Source organism: Ornithinibacter sp. (assembly GCF_035443565.1).
Lineage (GTDB): Bacteria > Actinomycetota > Actinomycetes > Actinomycetales > Dermatophilaceae > Fodinibacter.
On the sequence record NZ_DAORSO010000015.1, the window covers coordinates 4368 to 7056 of the forward strand.

At 73.1% G+C, this 2689-nt stretch carries 3 protein-coding genes; 2 read left to right on the forward strand and 1 reads right to left on the reverse strand.

Annotated elements, in window-relative coordinates; all coding sequences use genetic code 11:
• On the forward strand, positions 1 to 410 hold a 410-nt coding region (locus PLL68_RS03365; RefSeq protein ID WP_324531643.1), incomplete at its 5' end, for a polysaccharide deacetylase family protein.
• Here the strand turns inward: PLL68_RS03365 and yczE are convergent.
• Positions 388 to 1122, reverse strand: a complete 735-nt coding sequence (gene yczE, locus PLL68_RS03370; protein ID WP_324531645.1) for a membrane protein YczE — start codon at positions 1120 to 1122, stop codon at positions 388 to 390. The genes PLL68_RS03365 and yczE overlap by 23 nt on opposite strands.
• A gap of 63 nt (positions 1123 to 1185) precedes the next feature.
• Here yczE and yczR point away from each other — a divergent pair, with 63 nt between their 5' ends.
• Positions 1186 to 2667, forward strand: coding sequence for a MocR-like transcription factor YczR (yczR, locus tag PLL68_RS03375; RefSeq protein WP_324531647.1), 1482 nt, complete (start codon positions 1186 to 1188; stop codon positions 2665 to 2667).
• Positions 2668 to 2689 lie beyond the last annotated feature (22 nt).

The following is a 2689-nucleotide window of genomic DNA, read 5'->3' on the forward strand; positions in this document are numbered from 1 at the left end:
CGGAGAACCACCGCGACCTCACGACCCTCTCGTCGTCGGCAGTCGTCGACGAGGTCCGCACCGGCGCCGCCACGATCCGCGCCACGACCGGACGCTCCCCCGCTCCGTGGTTCCGGTTCCCGTTCGGCGCGCGGGACGACCGGACCATCCGGCTGGTCAACGAGGAGTGCTACGTCGCGGTCCGGTGGACCGTCGACAGCCTGGGCTGGAAGGGCACGAGCGGGGGGATGAGCACCGAGAAGGTGCGCGACCGGGTGCTGTCGGCCACCCGCCCCGGGATGGTCGTGCTCATGCACGTCGGGGCCAACCCGGACGACGGCACCACCCTCGACGCAGCGGCCCTGCCCTCGGTCATCGCCGGGCTGAGGGCCAAGGGCTACACGTTCGTCAGCCTGCCGCAGGCCCTGTGACGGCTGCCTCGGGGCGCTGCGGACGCAGGCCTCGTGGCTCGGGGGCTTGCACCCGCACGGTGAGCATCGGCAGGAAGAGCTGCACGACCGGCCCGATGAGCAGGGCGTACAGCACCGTCCCCACGCCGAGGATGCCGCCGAGGGCAAACCCGAGCACGACGACCGTCACCTCCAGCGAGGTGCGCACCAGGCGGATCGAGCGCCCGGTGCGCCGCGCCAGCCCGGTCATCAGCCCGTCGCGGGGCCCCGGGCCGAGCTGGCTGCCGATGTACATCGCCCCGGCCACCCCGTTGCCGACGATCGCCAGGAGCATCACGGCCACCCGCCACCCCAGCCCCTCGATGTCGGGCACCACGGCCAGCGTCGCGTCGATCGCGAGACCGATGACCACGGCGTTCAGCACGGTCCCCAGCCCCGGCCACTGACGCAGCGGGATCCACAGCAGCAGCACGACGAACGACACGACGATGCTCATGAGGCCGTACGACATGGGGATGTGCTGGATCAGTCCGTACTGCAACACCCCCCACGGCTCGAGCCCCAGGTCGGCGCGCAGCAACAACGCCATCGAGATGCCGAACAACACGAGCCCGACGAGCAGCTGGGCCACTCGGTGCGGCAGGCGACCAGCGCGCAGCTGCTCGATCGGGTTCATCGGGACGAGCTCGACACGACGGCTCGCGCCGCGACGGAGGGCCTGGATCGGGGTCATGCACCCCAGCATGCCCCAGAAGTGGCCTTCACTTCGATAGCCAATCGTGCAAGAGTGGCCACCATGTCGACGCACTCGGTCTCCGCAGCACGTACCGCACGGATCGTCGGCACCCTCACCCCCGGACGCCCCGCCTACCGGGCCCTGGCCGACGCCCTGCGCCTGGCCATCGCCGACGGCCGCATCGCCGCTGGTACCCGGCTGCCGAGCGAGCGCGAGCTCACGGCATCCCTCGACGTCAGCCGCACCACGGTGACCCGGGCGTATGCCGTGCTGCGCGACACCGGCTACCTCACCTCGCGCCGTGGCTCGGGGTCCGTGGCCTCGCTCCCCTCCGGCAGCCGGGTCCGCGGCGCCGGGTCGCTCTTCCCCGCCGACCCGGGCGAGGGAGTCATCGACCTCACCTGCGCGGCCACCCGGGCACCCGCGGGTGTCGTCGAGGCCTACGAGCGAGCGGTGTCCCAGCTCCCCGAACACCTGGCCGGGGCCGGCTACCTCACCCTCGGCATCCCCGACCTGCGCGCGGTCATCGCAGACCGCTACACCCAGCGCGGCCTGCCGACCAGCCCTGACGACGTCCTCGTCACCTCGGGGGCGGTCGCCGGTATCGGCATCGTGCTGCGGGCGTTGCTGAGCCACGGCGACCGTGTCGTCGTCGAGAGCCCCACCTACCCCAACACCATCGACGCCCTGCGCCGCTCGGGTGCCCGTCTCGTCCCGCTGGCGATCGACCCCGACGGCTGGGACGCCACCGAGTCGGCCCGCACCATCCGTGCCGCCGGCGCGAGCCTGGCCGTGCTCATCCCCGACTTCCACAACCCCACCGGCGCCCTGATGGGCGACGACGCGCGCGCCACCCTCGCCCGCGCGCTCACGGCATCCGCGACGATCCCCGTCATCGACGAGACGATCGTCGAGGTCGACCTCGACGACGCGGACCCGATACCGCTGCCCTTCGCCGCCCACGACCCGCGGGCGATCTGCGTCGGCAGCTCGTCGAAGTCGCACTGGGGTGGCCTGCGCACCGGGTGGATCCGGGCACCGAAGGGCACCTTGCCTGCGCTCGTCGAGGCCCGGGTGACCACCGACCTCGGAGCCCCCGTGCTCGAACAGCTCGTGCTCCTGGAGCTGATGCGCGCCCACCCCGGCCTGTCACCGCAACGCCGCCTCGACCTGCGCGCCTCGCGGGGCGCCCTCGCCGACGCGCTGCGAGAACACCTCCCGCAGATCTCTTTCCGGATGCCGCGCGGCGGGCTGTCGCTGTGGTGCGAGCTGCCCGAGGACGTCGACGCCACCTCCGTCGCCGTGGCCGCCGAGGATGCCGGGCTGCTCGTCGCCGCCGGCCCGCGCTTCGCGGTCGTCGGAGGGCTGGATCGCTGGATCCGGGTGCCGTTCGTCCTGCCGCCCGAGGTCATGGTGGATGCCGTGGCTCGCCTCGCCGGTGCCCTCGAGTCCGCGCGCGCCCCCCTTGCGTCCGGCAGGGTGGCTGCCCCAGCAGCCAACGTGCCGGACGCAAGCGGGAGGCGGCGACCGCTCGTCGCCTGACCGGGCCCACCGCCCCGCCCAC

What these genes read in the sequence shown, in the direction of transcription:
- yczR (WP_324531647.1), top strand. Translation starts at nt 1,186, where the DNA reads ATGTCGACGCACTCGGTCTCCGCAGCACGTACCGCACGGATCGTCGGC.
- yczE (WP_324531645.1), bottom strand. Translation starts at nt 1,122, where the DNA reads ATGACCCCGATCCAGGCCCTCCGTCGCGGCGCGAGCCGTCGTGTCGAG.